This is a genomic window from Methylopila sp. Yamaguchi (genome assembly GCF_002897035.1).
Classification (GTDB): Bacteria; Pseudomonadota; Alphaproteobacteria; order Rhizobiales; family Methylopilaceae; genus Methylopila.
Map to the genome: position 1 here is coordinate 262369 of NZ_BAUX01000001.1, position 22029 is coordinate 284397.

The window sequence follows — 22029 nt, forward strand, 5'->3', positions numbered from 1 at the left end:
GAGCGCTGGTTCCGGGGCCCCCGGAACGCGCTCCGCCGCTGGCCTCAGCCCTCGTCGAGGTAGCGGCGCTTGAGGTGCGCCTTGAACACGCCCGCGTCGAGCGGGCGGCCCGTCGCGCGGGTGAGGAGCTCGTCGGTCTCGTAGAGCGAGCCATGGGCGTGGACGTTGGCGCGCAGCCACGCCACGATCGGGCCGAAGTCGCCGCGCCCGATCGCAGGCAGGATGTCGGGCTCGGCCGTCCGCGCGGCGTCGAACAGCTGGGCGGCCGTCATGGCGCCCAGCGTGTAGGTCGGGAAGTAGCCCCAGCCGCCGGAGGGCCAGTGGATGTCCTGCAGGCAGCCGACCTTGTCGCTCGGCGGCGTGACCCCGAGCAGCGCCCTCATGCCGTCGTTCCAGGCGGCCGGGAGGTCGGCCAGCGGCAGGTCGTCGGCGATCAAGGCCTTCTCCAGCCGGTAGCGCAGGATGACGTGTGCGGGATAGGTGACCTCGTCGGCGTCGACCCGGATGAAGCCGCGGCTGACGCGGGTGTAGCGCCGCCACAGCGCGTCCGCCTCCCAGGCCGGGCCGGAGCCGCCGAAGGTCTCGCGCATCAGGGGCGCGGCGAAGGCCACGAACTCCTTGCTGCGGCAGGCCTGCATCTCGATCAGCAGCGACTGGCTTTCGTGCACGCTCATGCCGCGGGCCGCGCTCACGGGCTGGCCGAGATAGGCCTGCGGCCGGCCCTGCTCGTAGAGCGCGTGCCCGGTCTCGTGCAGCACGCCCATCAGCGCGCTCGCGAAGTCCGATTCGTCGTAGCGCGTGGTGATGCGGACGTCGTTGTCGGCGCCGCCGCAGAACGGGTGGGTAGAGACGTCGAGCCGTCCGCGCTCGAAGTCGTAGCCGAGCGCGGCCATCATGCGGAGACCAAGCGCCCGCTGCTTGTCCACCGGGAAGGGTCCTTGCGGCGCCTCGTCCTTCGGTCGGCGCGCCTGCGCCGCGATCACCTCGTCGGCGAAGCCCGGCAGGAAGGCCGCGAGGTCGTCGAACAGCGCGTCGATCTTGGCCGCGCGCCCCCCCGGCTCGTAATCGTTCAGCAGCGCGTCGTAGTCGCCGAGGCCGAGCGCCTCGCCCTTGGCGCGGGCGGCCTCGCGCTGCAGCCGCAGCACCTCGGCGAGATAGGGCAACAGGCCGGCGAAATCGGATTCCTCGCGCGCCTGGCGCCAGCGCATCTCGCAGGCCGAGGTCGCCTTGCTGGAGGCCTCGACCAGATCCGCCGGCAGCGCGGTGTCTTGGGCGTAGACCCGGCCGATCTCGCGCAGGTTCGCCTTCTCCCACGGCCCGAGCCGGTCGTCGTTCGCCGCGGCCTCCAGCCACTCCTTGACGCGGGGGTCCGTCGCCATGCCGTGCCGCAGCACGTCGAGCAGCGCGACGCTGTCCGCCCGCGTCTCGGCGGCGCCCTTCGGCATCACGGCGGCGTTGTCCCAGTGCAGGATGCCGAGGGCGTTCGACAGCGCGGAGACGCGGCCGAAATGGGCGGAGAGCTCGGAATAGGCGGTCATCGGCGGGAGAACGTCCAGTTTCGCGGCGGGAGGCTCATCCAGAGCAAGCCTCGCCGCCGGGTCAAGGGGATAGGGCGCGCCGGACGCGAGACGGGCTGGGCTACCAGTAATCCCGGCGTCTTCGAGAACGAGTAGCCCATGCACCGGCCTTGAGGCTGGCTCAGACGCATCCCGTTTCGGGAGGGATGGCCGACCTCCGTGCTCACTCTTGGCGCGCCGCGTTTCTGGGTCCCGGCTCAAAGCCGGGCGCGGCGAGGGCGGGACTCCGACAGGTCACCCGCCGAGCACGTCCAGCCGGGGCGCGGCGGTCCACAGGATCGCGGCTTTCACCGGTCGGTCCGGCCAGATCTCGGCGAGCAGTTCGGCGTAGGCGGCGAGCTGGGCGGCGTATCCGGGTGGGATCGCGCCCGGCGGCGGCGGACGGCGGTCGGTCTTGTAGTCGACGACCAGGATCTCGGCGTCGGTGACGGAGAGACGATCAATGCGGCCGGAGACGGCGCGGCCGTCCCGGAGCCGGCCGACGATCGGGACCTCGCCACGGCCGGCGCCGGAGAACACCGCCGCGAAGGCGGCATCGCCGACGACGGCGAGGGCCGCCGAAACGCACTCAGCCTTGAGCGCGTCGTCGAGCCCCGGCGCGCGCTGGCTGAGCCGCGCCGCAGCCTCGGACCTGCGCTCCGGCGCGACCTCGGGGAGCGTCTTCAGCAGGCGGTGGAGCAGCACGCCGCGGGCGCGGGCGGCCTCCGCGCCGGGGCCGGCGGGCGCGGGGCCCGCGTCGTCCTCGGCGACCAGGGCCGACGGCGAGAGCGGCGGACCAGGCGCCTCCTCGTAGCCGGCGGGCGCGAACAGCCAGTCCGGCGGCCGGTCGTCCGCGGACGCCTTCTTCTCATCGGTCCCAGCGGCGGCGGCAAGCGGGCCGCCGCTCGCGAGCCGGTAGAGCGTCCCGCCCTCCGGAAGCTCGACCGTCTCCACGCCCTCGGCCGCGGCGAGGCCTTCGCGGACGAGGTCGTACCAGGCGCCCTCGGGTCGCGTACGTCCCGAGTCGTGTCCGCAGACGATCAGCCGGTCCTTCGCCCGCGTCATGGCGACGTAGAGCAGCCGGCGGTGCTCGGCCTCGGCTTCGGCGCGGACCTGCGCGCGGGCGGAGGCGAGCGCGGGCGGGTCGTCCTCCTTGCGCCCGGCCCAGACCGGGATCTTCGGGGCGCCGTGGCCGGCGCCCGCGCGCGCAACGTCGATCAGCGCGGAGCCACGGCCCGAGGCCGCGCCGCCGCAGGTGTCGGCCAGCACCACGAGCCCGGCCTCGAGGCCCTTGGCGCCGTGCACCGTCATCACCCGCACCTCGCCCGAGGACACGTCGAGATCGCGCTTGATCTCGGCCGGCGCCGCCCGCATCCAGCCCAGGAAGCCGGCGAGCGTCGGGGCGTGGGTGGACGAGTGGTCCTGCGCGAGGTCGAGGAAGGCGTCGAGCGGGTCGTCGACCTCGTGGCCGAGCCGGGCACGGTAGGCTTTGCGGGCGCCGCCGCGGGCGATCAGGTCGGCGTAGAAGGCGAAGGGCGTGCGGCCGGCGGCCTCGTGGGCGAGCACGGCCAGGCGCTCATGCGCCGCCCGCGCCCGCGGAGGCCCGTCCGCCAGCGCATCACGCAACCGCGCCCCGCCCCGGCCGGGCGCGATCGCCAGCAGGTCGTCGTCGGTGAGGCCGAACAGCGGGCTCTTCAGTGCGCAGGCGAGCGCGAGATCGTCGTCCGGCGTCGTCAGAGCGTCGCCGAGCGCCAGAAGGTCCATGACCGCGATGTGCTCACCGACGATCAGCCGGTCAGCGCCCGCCACCGGGACGCCTCTGCTTTTCAACGCCCGCAGCACCGCCTCGAACAGCGCCTTGCGCTGGCGGACGAGCACGAGGATCTCGCCCGCGGGCGTCTCGCCCGACGCGATCGCGCGCGAGATCTCCTCGGCGATCCTGTCGGCGAGGCGCACCACGGCGCTCGCCGGCCTGACGGCGTCGAACGGCGCGTCCCAAGCCTCGTCCGCATGCGCCGCCGGCGCGGCGGCGACCAGCGGCCAGAGCTCGACGGAGCCCGGCGCGCCCGTGCGCGTCGTCGAATGCGCGGTGCCCGCCGCGTCCGACGACAGGCCCTTGCGCGCGCTCTCCAACGCGAACACGGCGTCGACGCCGGCGAGGACGGCGGGCGTGGAGCGAAAGCTCTCCTGCAGCCGCACGTCGTCGAAGCGGAGGTCGACGGCCTCATGTCCACGAGTGTAGGCGCTGCGGACCTCGCCGAAGATCGCAGGCTCCGCGCCCTGGAAAGAGAAGATCGACTGCTTCTCGTCGCCGACCGCGAACACCGTGCGCGTCGCGCCGCCGCGCGCCCCGGCGCCGGCGAGGAATTCCTCGGTCAGCCGCCGGACGATCTCCCACTGCGCCGGGGCGGTGTCCTGCGCCTCGTCGACCAGCACATGGTCGAGCCCGCCGTCGAGCTTGAACAGCACCCAGGCCGACTCCGTGCGGGCCAGCAGGTTGCGGGTCTTCGCGATCAGGTCGTCGTAGTCGAGCAGCGCCTCGGCCGACTTGGCGCGGGCGTATTCGGCTGCGGTGGCCTCGGCGAGCGTGAGCAACGCGCGGGTGCGGGCGACGATCCGCGCCGCCGCGCGGCGCGGCAGCAGGGCGGCAAGCCGCTCGCGCTCGCCGTCGAGCAAGATCGCAAGGTCGGGAAAGGCGGCGCGAGTGGCCTTGGTGACGAACCGGTTCGGCGCCCGCGGCTGGCCCGTCGCCGTAAGAAACACGGAGAGATAGGCCTCCCGCCGCTCGCCCTCGTCGCCGGCGGCGACCGCCTTGAGGAAGCAGGTCGCGAGATTGGCGTCGGTGGTCGAGCCGTCCGCCAGCGCGCGGGCGATGGCCGGCCATTCCTCGGCCGGCAGGCCGGCGCCGAGGATCGCGGCCTCCAGCGCCTCCGCGTCCTCGTCGCCGGAGAGTTCGAAGGTTCCGGCCAGCGCGCGGGCCGCGCCCTCCGGGTCCCCGACCGCGGGGTCGTCGAACAGGCGGCGCAGGTCGTCTCGGCCCGCGACCGCCTCAGCCACGGCGTCGTCGATGGTCTGCGCGGCGACGCGCGGCACCAGATGGGCCAGCGCCGCGCCGACCGGGCCTTGCGGATCGCGCGCCGCGCGGGCCAGCACCCGGGCGCGGGCGCGGGCCATCATCTCGGCCTGGTCGCGCTCGTCGATCTCGGCGAAGCCGGCGGGCACGTTGGCCTCGAACGGGAACTGGCGTAGCAGGCGGCCGCAGAAGGCGTGGATGGTGTAGATCTTTAGCCCGCCCGGCGTCTCCAGCGCCTGGGCGAACAGCCGGCGGGCGCGGGCGAGATGGGCCCGCGACGGCCGAGCGCCTTCGAGGCCCGCCACCTCCGTCGCCAGCGCCTCGTCCGGCATGGTGGCCCAGCCGCGCAGGCGCTCCACCACCCGGTTCTGCATGTTGGCGGCCGCCGCCTTGGTGAAGGTGAGGCAGAGAATGCGCGCAGGGTCCGCCCCGGCCAGCAGCAGACGGACCACGCGCTGCACCAGCACGTAGGTCTTCCCCGAGCCGGCGTTGGCCGAGACCCAGGCCGAGGCGCGCGGGTTCGACGCCAGCGCCTGCCGCTCAAGCGTCGCGGCGCTCGGACCGCTCATTCCCCATCTCCTTCCCCATCCGAGGCGCCGCCGGTGGCGGACCACTCCTTCACCCGCGCGAGGTGGGCGTAGGGGCCTTCCGGGCGCGACAGGAAGGTGGGATGGGACAGCGAGCGGTAAGGCTCGGCCTCGTCCTCGAAGCGATCCACGACCTGCCGGAATCGCGTGAGCGCCTTGGCCGCGACGTCGGCGAGCGGCTCGTCCTTGGCCCGTACGTCGACGACCTCGCCGGCGGGATCGCGGCCAGTGAGACGGACCAGCGCGAGTCCGCTCGGCGTCCCGCCGTTGGGCGCGGCGTCGGCGAAGCCGCCGACGGCGAGCAGCGCGGCCTCCAGCGGCAGCTGCGGCGCGAAGCCCGCGAGCACCTGCTTCACCGAGGCGGCGCGGCCGGTCTTGTAGTCGAGGATCGCGAAGCTCCCGTCGTTCAGCGCGTCGATCCGGTCGGCGCGTGCGGTCAGCGCGAACTCGCGGCCCATGCGCGTCGTGAAGCGGTGGGCGGCGGTCTGCTCCACCAGCGTGCGCGCCACGAAGGGCGCGCGCGCCCGCTCGAAGCCCAGGAACCAGTCGACGATGCGGGCGTAGCGCGGCCACCACAGCAGACGCGCGTCGTCGCGCTCCAGCAGGGCGCCGAAGGCGGCCTCCCCGAAGCGCAGCAACGCGGGCCGGGCTTCCGGATCCGCCGCCGTAAGGCCGCTGCGGGCGAAGGCCTCCAACGCGGCATGAATGACGTCGCCCAGTTCGCGCGCGCCGGGTTCGGGCCCCACGGGGCCGAGCTCGTCCAGCCGGAGCACGGAGCGGGCGTAGAGCGAATAGGGATCGCGCAGCCAGGTCTCGACGGCGGTGACGCTGATCTGGAGCGGGCGCAGCTCGAGCTTCGGGCGCGGCTCCGGCGGCCGAGGCGCGGCCTCGCGCGGGGCCTCGTCGAGCATCTCCGCCAGCCGCGTCAGCCGCGCGCCCCGGGCCTTGGCGGCGGCGTGGGCCGCGGGCGCGGCCACAGCGGCGAGCCGCTGCAGCCAGCGCGACGGGATGGTCGGCGCGCCGCCGGCTTTCGCCGCCCGCGTCAGCGTCACCTCAGGCGCGCCAAGGCCCTGGACGAAGTCGTGCGCGGAGAGGCCGATGCGACGCTCCGGCGGCGCGAGACCGAGCTGCGCCCTGAGCGGCCGGTTGATCCAGGCGTCGCTCTGCGGCGTCGGCGGCCAGACGCCTTCGTTGAGGCCGCCGAGCACCATGTGGTCGACCTGCAGCAGCCGGGCTTCCAAGGGGCCGAGGATCCGGAGCCGCGGATGCCTGTCGCGCGGCGGCCGCACGACCCGTCCCGCCATCAGCGCGACCAGCACCCCGGGGAAAGCCCTCGGCGCGATCGGCTCCGCCTCGAGCGCGGCTTCGCCCAGCTCCTCGAGGAACTGCGCGACAGCCTCGGCGTCCTCGCCCTCCGCGTCGCCGGCGATCTCCGCGTAGGCGCCCGTGAGCGCGGCTGCGAGGCTTTCGAGCGGCGCGGTCGGCGCCTCGAGGGCGCTTGCGAGCGGACTGAGGGCCGCCTCGAGGCTGTCGACCAAAGCGCGGGCCGCGGCGCGGTCAAGACCGCCGAACCTCTTCGCCGGACCGTGACGGCGCTCGCCCTCCTGCGGCTCCCGCAGCGCCCGGCGCAGGGCGTCGAAGCCCTGACCCGGCAGCGCGTCGCGGAACGCAAGAATGTCGAGCGCGTCGGTCGCGCGGGGGCCAAGGCCGGAGGCGTCCCCGAGGCGGCAGCGGGGGTGGCGCAGCAGCGCGAGCAGCGGCGCCGGGCGGGGATCGAAGGCGGCCTCGGAGACCAGCCGCAGCAGGCCGCCGGAAGGCGTCGCCTTGAGCGCCGCCCCCGCGCTGTCGTCGATCGCGACGCCCCAGCGGGCGAGTTCGGTGGCGACCCGCGCCGCAAGGCCGCGGTCAGGCGTCACAAGGGCGGCGGTTTTGCCGGGCGTCGCGAGCGTCTCCCGCAGGGCGACCGCGATGGCCGCGGCCTCGCCGCGCGGATGGGGCGCATCCACCAGCGCGACGCCGTCGAGCGAACCGACGGCTTCGAACAGGTCGCCCGAGGCCGCGCTCCAGAGGTCGGTGGTCTCGGCGGGCCGCAACGCGTCGGCGGCGAGACGCGCGCGGGCCGCAAGCGCGGGGGGCGCGGGCGCGAGTTCGCGCACCTCGGCGCGGCTGACGCCGAGCGCCTGCGTGAGGCGCGACAAGCCCCGCTGCGGATGGCCGTAGAGGCCGGGCGCGTCGCCGTCGCGCAGGGCGGTCCAGGCGGCCTCATCGAGGCCGTCGCGATCAAAGCCCGGCAGCACCACGGCGCCCCATGGCGCATGGGCGATCGCCGCGATCAGGCGGCGGGTGGCCGGCGCCGAGCCGGTCGAGCCGGCGGCGATCACCGGACCGGTTCCGGCGGCGACCTGCGCGGCCGCAGCGTCGAGCTGAAGCCTGCGGCGCCGGCTGGGATCGAGTCGGCCGATCTGTTCGAGGTGCTCGGGCCAGGCTTTCAGCGCCACCTGCAGGAAGGATTGGGTGATCGCCCAATAGCGGTCGTGTTCGCCCGGCGCGAGGGCGCCGAGCGCCGCGACGTCGACCTCCTCGGTCTCGATCTGGTCGATCAGGGCCTCGAGTTCGGCCGCGAGATGGATCGCCTCGGCCGCCGTCGCCGGGATCAGCGGGCCGTCGTCGTCGCTGAGGCGCAGCATGGAGCGGTCGAGCGCGCCGGCGAAGCCGAACACCAGCCGGGCGAGCGCCAGCCGCCGCTCCAGCGGGGCCGCGGCGGGCGGCAGTTCGCCGTCGGCCTCCGCGACGTCCTCCGCGGCGCCGGCGTCCTCATCGACGTCGCCGAGCGGCGCGATGCGCGGCAACAGCGTAGCCCGACCGTCGAGCTCGGCCAGGAACGCGTCTCTGAGCGCGCGGGCGGCGCGGCGCGTGGGCAGGAAGATGGTGGCCTCGGCCAGCGCCAAGGGGTCGCCGCGCGGCGCGAAGCCCGGCACGACCGTCCCGTCGAGGATCCCGCGCGCCAGCGTCGCCAGGAACGGCGCGCCGGCGGGGATCGTCAAAACGTTGGGGGCGCGGCCCGTGCTCATGGGTCGGGCGAGCCTAGACCGCCGGTCCGATTCGCCTCAAGCGCCGCTCAGACGCGGTCTTCCGTGACCGCGTCGAACATGTGGAGGTCGCGCCGCTCCGCGCCGAGTATCAGACGCGCTCCCGGGGCGAGATCGTCCGGGGCGGCCGCGCCGAAGCGCGCGGCGACGGGGACGCCGCCCACGAGACCTTCGATCCAGGTTTCCCCGCCGAGCCGCGACACGGCGGTCACGTCGACCGGCAGACGCGCGCCGTTTTCGGGCGGCAGGCCCTCGCCGATCGGAAACAGCCGCTCCGGCCGGACGCCCAGCAGGCCGTGGGTCTTGGCCGTCATCACGCTCGCCGCCCCGAGCCAGGTCCCATCCTCAAGCGAGAGCCCCGTCTGGTTGGCGCGCACGGGCAGCACGTTCATCCCCGCAGGTCCGGTGAGCCGCGCCACACGGACGTTCGCCGGGCGACGGTACAGCTCGTCCGGCGCCCCGACCTGCAGAACCTCGCCCGTATCGAGCGCGACCTGCAGGTCCGCTGTGCGCAGAAGGTCATCGCCAGGCCGGGCGGCGACCACCGCGACGGCGCCGGTCTCCGCCAGATGGGAGCGGAGAGTTCTGACCGCGCGAGCGCGGTCCTCAAAGCCGAGCGCCGCGAAGACGCCGTCGACCACGATCGCGCCCGGCCGGCGCGCGAGCGCCTGCGCCAGCGCCGCGAGGGCGCGGGCCGACGTCGAGACGTCGCGGGCGCGGCGGGCGAGCAGTGGGCCAAGACCGAGCGCATCCGCGAGCGCCAGCGCGCGCGTCTCCGTGGCGCGGCCCTCGGCGCCGAACCGCGGCAGCCCGCGGACGACGTTTGCGTAGAGGTTCGCGCGCGGCCTCAGCCGGTCGGGCGCGACCATGGCCGCGAGGCCGGGCGCGGCGGTTCCGAACGAACGCAGCGGCGTCTCGCCGATTGCGATCTCGCCGCTCGTCGGCCGTTCGACACCCGCGATCAAGCGCAGCAGCGTCGAGGCCCCGGCGCCGGCCGGGCCGGTGACCGCGCACAGCGCGCCGGCCGGAACGGCGAAGGACGCGCCCTTCAGCACCGCGTCCCCGGCATAGATTTTGACGACGTCGGCGAGCGTGAGCGCGGGCATCGCCTCAGCCGTAGACCAGGACGCCGGCGAGGCCGGCCGAGCCCACGATCAGCCGCCACCAGGCGAAGGGCGCGTAGCCGCGCTTCGAGATGAAGTCCAGCACGTAGCGAACCACCACCAGCGCCACGAGGAAGGCGCAAACGAAGCCGACCGCGACCAGCCCGATGTCGTCGAGCGAGAGCACGTTGCGGTTCTTGTAGAGGTCGTAGGCGAAGGCTCCCGCCATGGTGGGCATGGAGAGGAAGAAGGAGAACTCCGCCGCCGCCCGTTTGCTCGCGCCCATCAGCAGCGCGCCGACGATCGTGGAGCCCGAGCGCGACACGCCGGGGATCAGCGCCAGGCACTGGCACAGGCCGACCGCGAGGCAGAGCCAGAGCGGGAAGCGCATCGCGTCGTCGAAGCGGGCGCCGTCCCGCGGACCGTCCACCCACGCGTGAGCCGGCCCATCGACGCCTCGCACCTCGTAGTGCTGGGTCGGCGTGCGGGCGTCGACCCAGAGCAGCACGAGGCCGCCGACGATCAGCGCGACGCAGACCAGCGCCGGGGTCTCGAACAGCACGTTCTTGATGAAGCCGTGCAGCGCCGCGCCGATGACCGCCGCCGGCAGGAAGGCGATCAGCACGCCGAGGACGAAGCGCCGCGCGGAGGGGTCGGTCGGGATGCGCCGGGCGACGTCGATCAGCCGCTGCGCGTAGACCAGCAGGATCGCGAGGATGGCGCCGAGCTGGATCAGCACCTCGAAGGTCTTCCCCGTCGACTCGAAGCCCAGGAAGTGACCGAGCAGCAGGAGGTGCCCGGTGGAAGACACGGGCAGGAACTCCGTCAGTCCCTCGACGACGCCGAGAAGCGCCGCTTCAAGCAGGCTTGCGATGTCCATGACGTTGGAAACCCCTCGGCTCAGCGGCGATTCGCTGTTGTCCCACGACGACGCCGGTTCTATACGGGGTCCCCGCGCCGCGCCATCGAACGACCGGCGTTCCGGCAGGGCCGCGGCAGGCCGGCCACAGTTCAAAGCGCAAGCGTCCTCCCGGTCCATGGCGATCCTCTACCACCATCCCCTCTGCCCCCATTCGCGTTTCGTGCGTCTCGTCATGGGCGAGTACGGCCTCGACGCCGACCTCGTGGAGGAGAAGGTGTGGGAGCGGCGGGAGCCCTTCCTGCACTTGAATCCGGCGGGCACGACCCCGGTGCTGGTGGAGGCCTCGATCCCCTCCGTGCCCGGCGCCGACGTGATCGCGGAGTACCTCGACGAAACCCGCGGCCTCGCCCTTGGCGACCGCCGCCTGCTGCCGGAGGCCCCGCGCGACCGCGTCGAGAGCCGGCGGCTCACCTCCTGGTTCAACCAGAAGTTCTTCGACGAGGTGTCGTCCCATCTCGTGATGGAGAAGGTCTACAAGCGCTTCATGCCGACCAACCTCGGGGGCGGCGCGCCGGAAATGGCCGCGATCCGCGCGGCGCGCTCGAACATCCGCTATCATCTGAAATATGTCGGCTATCTCATCCGGCAGCGGAACTGGCTCGCGGGCGACCGGCTGAGCTACGCCGACCTTGCGGCGGCCGCGCATCTGTCGGTGGTGGATTTTCTGGGCGACGTGCCGTGGGACGAGGACGAGACCGCGAAGAGCTGGTACGCGCGGGTGAAGTCGCGCCCCTCCTTCCGCCCGCTGCTCGCGGACGGAATGCCCGGCATGCAGCCCTCGCTGACCTACGCCAACCTGGATTTCTGACCTCGCGTCTGCGCCTCCCTGCTTATGGGGAGAAGACGCGGCATGCCCCAGCTTGTCCGGGGCATCCAGGTCTCAACTGCCTTGCCATCGCCGATCAGGCCAAGATCCCGCGGTCAAGCCGAGGGATGACGGCACCCGTGACCCTCGGACCGCGTCAGGACCTGCGCGGATGACCCCCGCCGCCCTCAAGGACGAGCTCCGCGCGCGCGCCGCCTCCTACGGCTTCGAGGCCTTCGGCGTGACGACGCCGGACGCCGTGCTCGCCGCCGGCGCGCGGCTGCTCGAGGCGCTGGCGCTCGGCCGGCACGGGAGCATGGCGTGGCTGGAAGATCGGGCGCAGTGGCGGGCGGACCCGCGCGCGCTCTGGCCGGAGGCGCGCTCCGTCGTGCTGCTTGGGCTGAACTACGGGCCGGACGCGGACCCCCGCCGCGCCCTCGAACATCCCGACCGCGCCGCGATCTCGGTCTACGCCCAGGGCGACGACTATCACGACCTGATCAAGGGCCGGCTGAAGCAGGTCGCCGGGGCTCTGGCCTCCGCCGGCCACGCGGCCAAGGTGTTCGTGGACACCGCCCCCGTCATGGAGAAGCCGCTCGCGGCTGCGGCGGGCCTCGGCTGGCAGGGCAAGCACACCAATCTCGTCTCGCGCGGCTACGGCTCCTGGCTGTTCCTCGGCGCGATCTTCACCACCGCCGAGCTGCCGCCGGACGACGCCGAGACCGACCGCTGCGGCTCCTGCCGGGCCTGCCTCGACGCCTGCCCGACCGAGGCCTTCCCCGCGCCCTACCAACTCGACGCGCGGCGCTGCGTCTCCTACCTCACGATCGAGCACGCCGGCCCCATCCCCCACGAGCTTCGGCCGAAGCTCGGCAACCGCATCTACGGCTGCGACGACTGCCTGGCCGCCTGTCCCTGGAACAAGTTCGCCGAGGCCGGTCGCGAGATGCGGCTCGCCGCCCGCGACGCCCTGCGCGCGCCGGAGCTCAGCCGGCTCGCAGCCCTCGACGACGCCGGCTTCCGGGCGCTGTTCGCGAAGTCCGCCGTGAAGCGCATCGGCCGCGACCGCTTCGTCCGCAACGTCGCGATCGCGATCGGCAATTCCGGCGACGCTAGCCTCGCCGAGGCGCTCGGTCCGTTGCTCGATGACCCCTCCGCGATCGTGCGGGGCGCGGGCGCCTGGGCGATCGCGCGGCTCGTCCCGCCTGCGACGCTCGCGCCCCTTGCCGCGCGGCGGCTTGCGACCGAAACCGACGAGGAGGTGCGCGCCGAGTGGCGCGCAGCGCTTGACCAGGAGGCGGCTTGAGACGGCTCGTCGTATTCGGCTGCGGCTACACCGCCCGCCGCTTCGTCGCCCTGCACGGGTCCGCGTTCGACCGCGTGGACGTGACCTCGCGCTCGGATGAAACCGCGGCGCGGCTGGCCGCCGACGGGCTCGCCGCCCATGTGTTCGACGGCTCGGAACTGACGCCTGCCCTCGCCGAGGCGGCGCGAGCCGCGACCCACGTGCTGGTCTCGGCGCCGCCGGACGCGCACGGCGACCCCACCTTGCGCGGCGCCGGCGCGGCCTTGTCCGCGGCGGCTGGGCTGGCATGGGTCGGTTACCTCTCCACCATCGGCGTCTACGCCGACGCCGGCGGCGGCTGGGTCGACGAGACCACCGAGCCCGAGGCCGACAGCGAGCGCGGCGCCCGGCGCATCGTGGCGGAGCGCGAGTGGCTGGCCTTCGGGCGGGAGCGCGGCATCCCCGTGCAGATCTTCCGGCTCGCGGGCATCTACGGCCCCGGCCGCAGCCAGATCGACAACCTGCGCGCCGGGACGGCCAAACGCTTGGTGAAGCCCGGCCAAGTGTTCAACCGCATCCACGTAGACGACATCGCAGCGGCCCTCGCCGCCGGCGTCGCGCACCCCGGCGCCGGGCCGATCGTCAACGTCACCGACGATGAGCCGGCCGCCCCGCAGGACGTGGTGACCTACGCGGCGCGCCTGATCGGCGTGGAGCCGCCGCCGGAGACGCCGTTTGAGACCGCCGCGATCTCCGAGATGGCGCGGAGCTTCTACTCCTCCAACAAGCGCGTCGCGAACCGCGTGCTCAAGGAGGAGTTCGGCGTGCGGCTGGCCTATCCCACCTATCGCGAGGGGATCGCGTCGCTGGCGGAATGAGCGCAAGAGCGCGACGTTCCGCCGGCAGCGGGGAACGTTGCGCCTGAGGCGTCGGTTGGGAGGACACGGGACCGAGGACCGCTGGTCCGCGTCCGCCGCTACGAACCGCAGAGCCCGGAGACGCTCTTATGACCCCGCTGGCGTTCCCCGCCCTCACCGCCTTCTACGGCGCCCTGCTCGCGCTCCTGTTCGTCGGCCTGTCCGCCTGGGTGGTCGCGGGCCGGGTGGGCGACGACGCGCTGCACGGCGACGGAGGCCATGAAGGCCTCGCCAAACGCATTCGCGCCCATGGCAACTTCGCGGAGTACGTGCCTTTCGCGCTGCTGCTAATCGGGCTCTACGAAGCGGGCGGCGGCTCCACGGGACTCGTGCGCGGGCTGCTGATCGCGCTGCTGGTCGCGCGGCTGCTCCATCCAATCGGGATGTTCGCGCCGAAGAACGCGCCGACCCAGTTCGTCTGCCGCGGCGGCGGCATCCTCGCCACCTTCGGCGTGCTCGCCGTCGCCGCCGTCGCCCTGCTTCTGCGCTGACCCCGACTGGCGCCGCGCTTGCGTGCCGTTCTCGCGCCGGGCCCTCGCCCGGCCTGAAAGACGGGAGAACGCATGCCATGTGCCGCGGCGACGACGCGACCTGCCCACAATTCGAGCTGCATTACCGCGCCTTCCGCGAGGATCTTGATCATGAGCGCCGCGGCTTCCTGAAGAGCGGCTTCGTGGCCGCCGGCGGCCTCGCCACGTTGGGCGCCGCGGGCGCCTCTCTGGTGACGCCGGCTTTGGCGCAGGCGACCGCGGCCCGCGCTCCCGGCGAGCGCAAGCACCATTACCTGCCGGCGAACGCCGACACCGTGCATTGGGGCTACTTCTCGAAATCGCTGAAGCCGCGGGTCGAGGTCGAGAGCGGCGACATCGTCACCATCGAGACGCTGACGCACCACGCCTGCGACGACCGCGAGCGGATGGTCGAGGGCGACGAGGGCGCCGAGAGCGTGTTCCTCTGGACCAAGGAGAAGAAGGGCGTCGACCGGCGCGGCGCCGGGACCACCGATCCCAAGCTCTACAAGAAGGGCTCCGGCGAGGGCCAGGGCGTGCACGTCATGACCGGGCCGGTCTACGTCCGCGGGGCGGAGCCGGGCGACGTGCTCGAAGTGCGCATCCTCGACTGCGCGCCGCGCCCCTGCGCCAACCCGAAGTTCAAGGGCAAGGCCTTCGGCTCCAACGCCGCCGCCTGGTGGGGCTACCACTACAACGACATGCTCGACGGCGCGAAGCGTGAGGTGGTGACGATCTACGAAGTGGACGCGGGCGGCGCAAAGAGCTGGGCGCAGGCCGTCTACAACTTCAAGTGGGTTCCGCAGACCGATCCGTTCGGCGTCGAGCACATGACGATCGACTATCCCGGCGTGCCGGTGGATCACTCTAAGACCCAGCGCAACTTCGACGTTCTGAAAGGGGTGCGGGTGCCGATCCGTTCGCACTTCGGCACGCTCGGCCTGGCCCCGGCGGAGGCGGACTTCGTCGACACGATCCCGCCGAACTACGTCGGCGGAAATATCGACAACTGGCGCATCGGCAAGGGCGCGACGATGTACTACCCCGTCGCGGTCGAGGGCGGTCTGCTCTCGGTCGGCGATCCGCATGCGAGCCAGGGCGACAGCGAGCTCTGCGGCACCGCCATCGAGTGCTCGCTCACCGGCGTGTTCCAGCTGATCCTGCACAAGAAGGCCGACCTCGGCGGCACGCCGCTGGAGAAGCTGAACTACCCCATGCTGGAGACGAAGGATGAGTGGCTCGTCCACGGCTTCTCATTCGCAAACTACCTGAAGGAGCTGGGGCCGGAGGCGCAGTCCGCGATTTACGGCAAGTCCTCGGTCGACCTCGCGATGCGCGACGCCTTCCGCAAGATGCGCCACTTCCTGATGACCACGCAGAAGCTGACCGAGGACGAGGCGGTCTCGCTGATGTCGATCGGCGTGGACTTCGGCGTCACCCAGGTGGTGGACGGCAACTGGGGGGTCCACGCGGTGGTCAAGAAGGACATCTTCGCCGGCCGCGCGTGACGCCGACCGCGGGCGCGGCGTCCGACGCCGCGCCCTTAGTTGCTCAGCGCTGGCCGCCGGAGGCCGCGAGCGTCTCGCCCGTCACCCAGCCCGAGGCGTCGGAGGCCAGGAAAACCGCGACCTTGGCGATGTCGTCCGGCTGGCCGAGACGGCCAAGCGGGGTCGAGGCGATCATCTGCTGCTCGAACTCGCTGCCGATGACGCCGGCCGCATGGGTGCCTTCGGTCTCGACGCCGCCCGGATTGACGGCGTTGACGCGGATCTTCTTCGGGCCGAGTTCCGCGGCCAGGATCCGGGTGAAATGATCCACCGCTGCCTTGGTCGCGCTGTAGACCGAGACCGTCGGATACACGCCGCGGCTCGCGACCGAAGAGACGTTGACGATCGCGCCGCCCTCCGGACCGAAGCGCTTGGCCGCCTCACGGATCCCGAGCAACGAGCCGAGCACGTTGATGTCGAACTGGCGGCGGTAATGCTCGACCGTAAGGTCCTCGATCGCGCCGAACTGGTAGACGCCGGCGTTGTTCACCAGCACGTTCGGCCGTCCGAACGCCGCCTCCGTCTCGTCGAACAGACGCAGCACGTCCGCCTCTTTCGAGACGTCGCCCTGCACCGCGACCGCCCGGCCGCCGGCCGCCTGAATGTCCGCCACGACACGGTCGGCGCCCGCTTTGTCGGAGGCGTAGTTCACGACCACGGCGGCGCCCGCGGCGCCGTACGCCCGCGCTATGCCCGCGCCGATGCCCTTCGAGGCGCCGGTCACGATCGCGGTCTTGCCCTTGAGTTCGCTCATTGGATTTCCCCTGCAGCGAGTTGTTTCGATAGTTAGATGAATGTCGAACTATCGGCCCGCAAGGGGCCCAACCGGGGATTTTTTATGGGCCCTCAGATTGCGGCCAGACGCGAGAGATAGGCGGCGAGCACCTCGCGATTCAGGGTCAGGCTGGCGCACCGGCCTTCCCGATGGATCTCGACGAGACCGGCGGTCTCGAGCTCCTTCATGTGATGCGACAGGGTCGCCGCGCTGATGCCCTGCGCTTCGTGCAGGGCCGCGCAAGGGGTGGGCTCGGCGTTGCCGCCGATCTCCTTCAGGATCTGCACCCGCCGCGGCTCCGCCAGCGCGCGCGCGATGCGCTCGAACTGGCGGTCCGGCAGAGTGTCGTCGCTCTTTGTCATGACGGTTAGGTAGTGCGTCCCGAACGAAAGTGTCGAGACGCCGCGGCATGGCGGCCGCGCCCTTGGCGAAAACGCTCAGTCGGCCACGAGCGAGTCGACGCAGACCTTCCACTCGCCGGCGATCTTCTTCCAGACCACGAGGTACTTCCCGGAGTTGTCGGTCTCGCCGCCCTCGCCGCCGGTCTTGAAGGAGTAGGTTCCGACCTCGAAGGCCATGGCCTCCGCCGGGTCCACGTCGATCGTCGTCGGGCCGAAGATCACGGTGTCGTTGGTGGCGGCGAGCAGGCCGCCCCAAAACTCGGCGATCGCCGCCCGGCCCGAGATCACCGGCGCGCCCGCCACCAGGATGCGGCCGTCCTCCGCATGGACCTCCGCGATCTTCGCGGCGTCGTTCGCCCGGACGGCGCCGAGCCAGACCTCGATGGCGGAACGGATTTCCAACTCGGAGTTCGACATGGGGGACATGATTCTCTCGTCTGCGAGGAGATGCGCGGCGCGCGTGGAAGGAGAGGGACCGATGCGGCGCATCAAGACCGCCGGCACGCTACGACAGGACGCCCGGAGCACACAGCCTAAGATTGCGTCATGCCTGCGTGCGAAGCGGCGGCGTCGGCCGCTCCGGCGAACCTCGGCCCGCGGGACGTCCCCTGCTGGCCTCGGCGAACCCCCGGCAGCCCCCTCATTCCCTTGCCGTGGGGCGCCGCGCCTGCTATCCGCCGCGCATGGCCGCCGAACCCCAGACCAACATCCGCAACTTCTCGATCGTCGCTCACATCGACCACGGGAAGTCCACCCTCGCCGACCGCCTGATCCAGACGACGGGCGGCTTGCAGGCGCGCGAGATGACGGAGCAGGTGCTCGACTCGATGGATATCGAGAAGGAGCGCGGCATCACCATCAAGGCGCAGACCGTGCGCCTCACCTACCCCGCGCAGGACGGCCAGACCTACATCCTCAACCTGATGGACACGCCGGGCCACGTGGACTTCGCATACGAGGTCTCGCGCAGCCTCGCGGCCTGCGAGGGGTCGCTGCTGGTCGTCGACGCCAGCCAAGGCGTCGAGGCGCAGACGCTCGCCAACGTCTACCAGGCGCTCGACAACGGCCACGAGATCGTGCCGGTCCTGAACAAGATCGACTTGCCCGCCGCCGAGCCCGAGCGCGTGAAGGAGCAGATCGAGGAGGTCATCGGCCTCGACGCCTCCGACGCTGTGCCGATCTCGGCGAAATCCGGCCTCGGGATCGATCTCGTGCTGGAGGCGATCGTCAAGCGTTTGCCGCCGCCGAAGGGCGACCGCGCGGCGCCGCTGAAGGCCATGCTGGTCGACAGCTGGTACGACACCTACCTCGGCGTCGTGGTGCTGGTGCGCATCGTGGACGGAGCCCTCAGAAAGGGCATGAAGATCCGCCTGATGGGCACGGGCGCGGTCTACGACGTCGACAAGGTCGGCGTCTTCACGCCGAAGATGACGGACGTGGCCGAACTCGGCGTGGGCGAGATCGGCTTCCTCACCGGCTCGATCAAGGAAGTGGCCGACACCCGCGTCGGCGACACCATCACCGAGGACAAGCGCCAGACCAAGGACATGCTGCCGGGCTTCAAGCCGGCGCAGCCCGTGGTCTTCTGCGGCCTGTTTCCCGTCGACGCCGCCGACTTCGACGATCTTCGCGCCGCCATGGGCAAGCTGCGCCTCAACGACGCCAGCTTCTCGTTCGAGATGGAGTCGTCGGCCGCCCTGGGCTTCGGCTTCCGCTGCGGCTTCCTCGGCCTGCTGCACCTCGAGATCATCCAGGAGCGGCTGGAGCGCGAGTTCAACCTCGACCTGATCGCGACGGCGCCCTCGGTCGTCTACAAGATTCGGCTGACGGACGGCTCCGAGATCGAGCTGCACAATCCGGCCGACCTGCCCGACGTGATGAAGATCGAGGAGATCGCCGAGCCCTGGATCCGCGCGACGATCCTCACGCCCGACGACTACCTCGGCGCCGTGCTGAAGCTCTGCCAGGACCGGCGCGGCCTGCAGATCGACCTGTCCTACGTCGGCAAGCGCGCCATGGTGGTCTACGACCTGCCGCTGAACGAAGTCGTCTTCGACTTCTACGACCGGCTGAAGTCGATCTCGAAGGGCTACGCCTCGTTCGACTACAACATCACCGACTACCGCGTGGGCGACCTCGTGAAGATGTCGATCCTGGTCAACGCCGAGCCGGTGGACGCGCTCTCCATGCTGGTGCACCGCACCCGCGCCGAGGCGCGCGGCCGCGTGATGTGCGAGAAGCTGAAGGAGCTGATCCCGCCGCACCTGTTCGTCATCCCGGTGCAGGCCGCAATCGGCGGCAAGATCATCGCCCGCGAGACCATCCGGGCGCTCCGCAAGGACGTGACCGCCAAGTGCTACGGCGGCGACGCCAGCCGCAAGCGCAAGCTGCTCGACAAGCAGAAGGCCGGCAAGAAGAAGCTCCGCCAGTTCGGCCGCGTCGAGATCCCGCAGGAGGCCTTCATCGCCGCGCTGAAGATGGACGAGTGAGCGTCTGTTCCGGTCTCAGGCGAACTCCACCTCGACGTGACGATCGGTGAGGCGGACCACCCGGCAGGCGTGGGTCACCTCGTCGGCGCCGATGGCGAGATCGAAGCGATCCGGCAGGCCGGCGACGCTCGATACGTCGACGCCGGCGCCCCGGTCCGAAAGAGTGCGCACGGTGCAGTCGATGGTCGACGCGCCTCGGTTGAACAGGATGCGCCCGCCCTTGAACACGCGGCGGCGCGCCTCCGCCGGCGGCTCGACCGGCCGCGCCGCGACGCATCGGTCGCGCCCCTGCCTCTTCGCCATATAGAGCGCCGCGTCGGCCTCGCTCAGCAGCGCGTCGACGTCGAGGGTGCCCGACAGGCGGGAGGCGACGCCGAAGCTGGCGGTCATCCGCACGGCGGCGGCGCCGAAGGCGTAGGTCTCGGAGCCGATCGCCTCGCGCAGCCGCTCCGCCACCTCGAGCGCCGCGCGCGGACCGGCGTACGGCAGCGCCACCGCGAACTCCTCGCCGCCGAGGCGGCCGATAAAGTCCGAGGTGCGGAGCTGGCCGAGGCAGGCCGCGACCGAGCGCTGCAGCACCAAGTCACCGCTGGCGTGGCCAAAGCGGTCGTTGATCGTCTTGAAGTGATCGAGATCGATCGCGACGAGGGAGAGATCGTGGCTGTGCCGCGCCGCGAGGTGCAGCGCGCGTTCCGCCTCGTCGCGAAAGGCGCGCCGTGACAAGGCGCCGGTCAGGGCGTCGGCGTTTGCGAGAAGCCTGAGCTCCATCTCGTCGATGACGACCTTCGCGAGATCGTCAAGGATCCTGATCTGTTCCTCATCAAACGCTTGGGGCTTTGTGTCCCATATGCAAAGCGCGCCCAAGACATGTCCGTCGTGGGTGCGCAGCGGCGCTCCGGCGTAGAAGCGCAGGTGAGGCTCGCCGGTGACCAAGGGGTTATCCGCGAACCTCGGATCGTTCGCCGCATCGTGCACCACCAGCGGCTGTCCTTGCAGCACTGTGGCGTGGCAAAGCGCCGGCCCGCGCGGCGTCTCCTGCGCGTCGAACCCGATCCGCGACTTGAACCACTGCCTATGGCCGTCGACCAAAGTGATGGAGGCCGCGCAGGTGCGGAATATCCCCTTCGCCAGACGCGTGAGGCGATCGAACGCTTCCTCGCGCGGCGTATCGAGGATGTCGTAGCGGGCAAGCGTCGCAAGCCGCGCCGCCTCGTCCCCGGCGAGGGGCGGCGGCGGGGCCTGCGGCGCGCCGTTCGACTGAATCAAAGAAGCCATAGGACCTCGCAAGCGAACGCACACACGAACGCGCTCTGCACCCTAGCGCCGCAATTCCTTATCGAGCGTTTCGGGGAACGTTCAACACGTCGACGAACCGCAGCCCGCCCCTTGGTCCAGAAAGTCCCGCAAGGCGCGATCGATCGCGCCGGCGTCCCTAAGTTCGCATTCCCACAGAACGAGGAATCCCCAACCTTGGGCGGCGAGATCGTCCAGCGCGCGGACGTCACGGGCGCGGTTGCGGTCGATCTTCGCGCGCCAATACTCCGCGTTGGTCTTCGGCATGCGGCTTCCGCGCGCGCAATCGTGGCCGTGCCAGAAGCAGCCGTGCACGAAGATGACCTTCCGGCGCGCGGGAAAGACGAGATCCGGGCTGCCCGGGAGGTCCTTGCGGTGCAGGCGAAAGCGATAGCCCAGAGCGTGGGCGGCGCGGCGCACCAGCATTTCGGGCTTGGTGTTCCGGCCTTTCACCGCCCGCATGACGGCGGAGCGGGCTTCGGGGGTCTGCGGAGGCGCGGGGTTCCGGTTCACGCGGTGCGCCGCGCGGCCACCCCGCGGCCGAGCAGCGGCTCCAGCAGTTCGTGGGCGAGGAACCGCACCACCGGCACGGCGACGCCGTCGCCCGCAAGCCGGTAGGCGTCGTTGTAGTTCGAGGGCAGCGCGTAGGCGTCGTCGAGCCCCATGAGGCGGGCGGCCTCGCGCGCCGACATCAGCCGCGAGCGCACGACGCCGTTCTCGACCACCAGCAGCGTCTGCCGGCTGGAGCCCCCGGCGGGCGTGCGCAGACAGCCGGCGACGCCGTCGAACCGCGCCTCCGCGCGCTGCACCTTCGCCCCCGACGCGTCGAGCCGCATGCGGCGGTAAACCGCGCCGACCCGGCGGAGCCCGGAGGCCTTGAGGCTTTCGATGCGGGCGCGGTGGAGCGGCGCCATCAGCGCGAGCAGGGCCTCGGTTTCGTGCGGCTCGCGCCATCGCACTCCGGCGGGCTCGTCCTCGACGATGTCCTCGAGCGCGCGCGCATTGACGCGCGGCGCCTGCAGGCGCCACCAGATCCAGGCCTTCTGCGCTTCGGGACCAAGCGCGGCGTGGGCGGTGTGCAGCGCCTTCGGGCGGAAAGCGGACGGCGCGCCGGGGACCGGATCGACGGCCGAGGCCGGCAGATCGACGTCTTCGGCGATCGCCACGATGAAGAGGCGCGGGCGCGACTGCGGGAGGAACAGAGCGGCGTCCACCACCAGCGCGCCGAACTGGTAGCCGGCGTCGCTCAGCGCGGCGCCGATAGACGCGAAGTCGCGCCCGCCACGCGAGGTCAGCGCCCCGCAGACGTTCTCGAGCACCAGGGTCTTCGGCGCGCGGCCTTCCGCCTTGAGCCCGAGGATCGCGCTCCAGAAACCCCAGAACGCGCCGGAGCGCGCGCCGGCGAGGCCGGCCTTGGCGCCGGCGAGCGACAGGTCCTGGCAGGGAAAGGAGCCCCAGGCGAGATCCGCCCGCCCGGGGAGCATTGCGGGCGTCACGGCGTGGACGTCGCCCACGTGCAGGTGGTCCCCGCCGAAGTTCGCGCGGTAGGCGGCGGCCTTCTTGGGGCTGAGATCGTTCGCGAACAGGCAGCGCCAGCCGGACCCGAGGCCGACCCGGGCCATGCCGCCGCCTGCGAAGAACTCATAAAAGGTGAGTTCGCTCACGCGGCGGCCCCCTG

General features: G+C 72.0%; 17 protein-coding genes. 6 read left to right on the forward strand and 11 right to left on the reverse strand.

Translation table 11 applies throughout. From position 1 onward, the window contains the following. Positions 1–44 precede the first annotated feature (44 nt). The 5 genes from METY_RS01245 to METY_RS01265 all read right to left on the reverse strand — a co-directional run bounded on the left by METY_RS01245 (position 45) and on the right by METY_RS01265 (position 10288). Positions 45–1538, reverse strand: a complete 1494-nt coding sequence (locus tag METY_RS01245; protein WP_103119574.1) for a carboxypeptidase M32 — start codon at positions 1536–1538, stop codon at positions 45–47. Between the two features lie 273 nt (positions 1539–1811). After that, positions 1812–5198, reverse strand: a complete 3387-nt coding sequence (gene addA, locus METY_RS01250; RefSeq protein WP_103119575.1) for a double-strand break repair helicase AddA — start codon at positions 5196–5198, stop codon at positions 1812–1814. Then, positions 5195–8287 (reverse strand): double-strand break repair protein AddB, encoded by a 3093-nt coding sequence (gene addB, locus METY_RS01255; RefSeq protein WP_103119576.1) that lies wholly within the window; start codon positions 8285–8287, stop codon positions 5195–5197. The genes addA and addB overlap by 4 nt, the downstream gene beginning before the upstream one ends. A 47-nt stretch (positions 8288–8334) precedes the next feature. Next, positions 8335–9411 carry an ATP-binding cassette domain-containing protein gene (locus tag METY_RS01260; protein WP_103119577.1) on the reverse strand — a complete coding sequence of 359 codons (1077 nt, stop codon included), beginning with the start codon at positions 9409–9411 and terminating at the stop codon, positions 8335–8337. A gap of 4 nt (positions 9412–9415) precedes the next feature. Then, complete coding sequence (locus tag METY_RS01265; protein WP_103119578.1) at positions 9416–10288, reverse strand: undecaprenyl-diphosphate phosphatase; 873 nt, start codon at positions 10286–10288, stop codon at positions 9416–9418. A 157-nt stretch (positions 10289–10445) separates the two neighbouring features. On the opposite strand from METY_RS01265, the gene METY_RS01270 reads away from it, so the two are divergent. From METY_RS01270 to METY_RS01290, 5 genes are all read left to right on the forward strand, one after another. Continuing rightward, on the forward strand, positions 10446–11138 hold the full coding sequence (locus METY_RS01270; protein ID WP_103119579.1) for a glutathione S-transferase family protein: 693 nt from the start codon (positions 10446–10448) through the stop codon (positions 11136–11138). A gap of 169 nt (positions 11139–11307) precedes the next feature. Then, complete coding sequence (gene queG, locus METY_RS01275) at positions 11308–12441, forward strand: tRNA epoxyqueuosine(34) reductase QueG (protein WP_103119580.1); 1134 nt, start codon at positions 11308–11310, stop codon at positions 12439–12441. Then, complete coding sequence (locus METY_RS01280; protein ID WP_103119581.1) at positions 12438–13298, forward strand: SDR family oxidoreductase; 861 nt, start codon at positions 12438–12440, stop codon at positions 13296–13298. The genes queG and METY_RS01280 overlap by 4 nt, the downstream gene beginning before the upstream one ends. A gap of 137 nt (positions 13299–13435) precedes the next feature. Further along, the gene (locus METY_RS01285; protein WP_103119756.1) at positions 13436–13828 is read left to right on the forward strand and encodes an MAPEG family protein; all 393 of its coding nucleotides are present in this window, start codon (positions 13436–13438) and stop codon (positions 13826–13828) included. 77 nt (positions 13829–13905) lie between these two features. Beyond that, entirely contained in the window at positions 13906–15354 is a 1449-nt protein-coding gene (locus METY_RS01290; protein ID WP_103119582.1) for an acetamidase/formamidase family protein, read from the forward strand. A 43-nt stretch (positions 15355–15397) separates the two neighbouring features. Here the strand turns inward: METY_RS01290 and METY_RS01295 are convergent, their stop codons facing one another. From METY_RS01295 to METY_RS01305, 3 genes are all read right to left on the reverse strand, one after another. Further along, positions 15398–16147, reverse strand: coding sequence for a glucose 1-dehydrogenase (locus METY_RS01295; RefSeq protein ID WP_103119583.1), 750 nt, complete (start codon positions 16145–16147; stop codon positions 15398–15400). A gap of 92 nt (positions 16148–16239) precedes the next feature. Then, entirely contained in the window at positions 16240–16530 is a 291-nt protein-coding gene (locus tag METY_RS01300; RefSeq protein ID WP_103119584.1) for an ArsR/SmtB family transcription factor, read from the reverse strand. Between the two features lie 75 nt (positions 16531–16605). After that, positions 16606–16995 carry a YybH family protein gene (locus METY_RS01305; RefSeq protein ID WP_160147280.1) on the reverse strand — a complete coding sequence of 130 codons (390 nt, stop codon included), beginning with the start codon at positions 16993–16995 and terminating at the stop codon, positions 16606–16608. 257 nt (positions 16996–17252) lie between these two features. Here METY_RS01305 and lepA point away from each other — a divergent pair, with 257 nt between their 5' ends. Further along, positions 17253–19058: a translation elongation factor 4 gene (gene lepA / locus METY_RS01310; RefSeq protein WP_103119757.1), complete on the forward strand. Its 1806-nt coding sequence runs from the start codon at positions 17253–17255 to the stop codon at positions 19056–19058. Between the two features lie 15 nt (positions 19059–19073). Here the strand turns inward: lepA and METY_RS01315 are convergent, their stop codons facing one another. The 3 genes from METY_RS01315 to METY_RS01325 all read right to left on the reverse strand — a co-directional run bounded on the left by METY_RS01315 (position 19074) and on the right by METY_RS01325 (position 22015). Beyond that, positions 19074–20333 carry a GGDEF domain-containing protein gene (locus METY_RS01315; RefSeq protein WP_103119586.1) on the reverse strand — a complete coding sequence of 420 codons (1260 nt, stop codon included), beginning with the start codon at positions 20331–20333 and terminating at the stop codon, positions 19074–19076. Between the two features lie 81 nt (positions 20334–20414). Next, positions 20415–20864, reverse strand: coding sequence for a very short patch repair endonuclease (locus METY_RS01320; protein ID WP_244593468.1), 450 nt, complete (start codon positions 20862–20864; stop codon positions 20415–20417). After that, the gene (locus METY_RS01325) at positions 20861–22015 is read right to left on the reverse strand and encodes a DNA cytosine methyltransferase (protein WP_103119588.1); all 1155 of its coding nucleotides are present in this window, start codon (positions 22013–22015) and stop codon (positions 20861–20863) included. The genes METY_RS01320 and METY_RS01325 overlap by 4 nt, the downstream gene beginning before the upstream one ends. Positions 22016–22029 lie beyond the last annotated feature (14 nt).